Below are 511 nucleotides of genomic sequence, written 5' to 3'. Positions count from 1 at the left end.
CTCGCAGAGAGCAATAAAGAGATCAATCGCCGAGAGCAGCGATTGACTGTCCTCAGCCGGGTGTTGCGGCACAACATCCGCAACGACCTCAACGTCATCCACGGCGTGCTCGACACACTCGTAGAGAGCGAGTCGTTGAGCGATGAGGAAGTCGCTCATGTGACCACAGCATTGAAACACGCGAATGCCGTCGTCGAGACGGCGGAGAAGGCCCGCTACATACAACAGACCATCAGCAACTCGGATGTGGAGCCGACGCCTCTCGGGCAGGTGATCGAGCGGGCGGCCACGGAGGCCCGAGCCACGCACCCAGACGCGCAGGTCCAGACTCCTGAGTCGGTCGACCGCGTCGTTCTCGCAGATGTCAACCTCGACGTCGCGCTCGGAGAAGCGCTCCGAAACGGGATCATCCATCAGGACGGCCCGTCGCCAGAGGTCTCGGTGTCGGTGTCAACGCCGACGAGCGATACGGTCCGAGTCGAGGTCTGGAACGACGGGTCGATACCCGATC

1 pseudogene is annotated in these 511 nt (G+C 62.0%); it reads left to right on the top strand.

The annotated features are described in order from the left end of the window. Positions 1 to 105: 105 nt before the first annotated feature. Positions 106 to 511, top strand: a pseudogene (locus EXE45_RS17685) (hypothetical protein); the annotation flags it as partial.

Origin of the sequence: Halorubrum sp. SP9 (genome assembly GCF_005435015.1) — an archaeon.
Taxonomy (GTDB): domain Archaea; phylum Halobacteriota; class Halobacteria; order Halobacteriales; family Haloferacaceae; genus Halorubrum; species Halorubrum sodomense.
The sequence above is the reverse complement of the archived record's forward strand: the minus strand, read 5'-3'. Positions and strand labels throughout refer to the sequence as shown.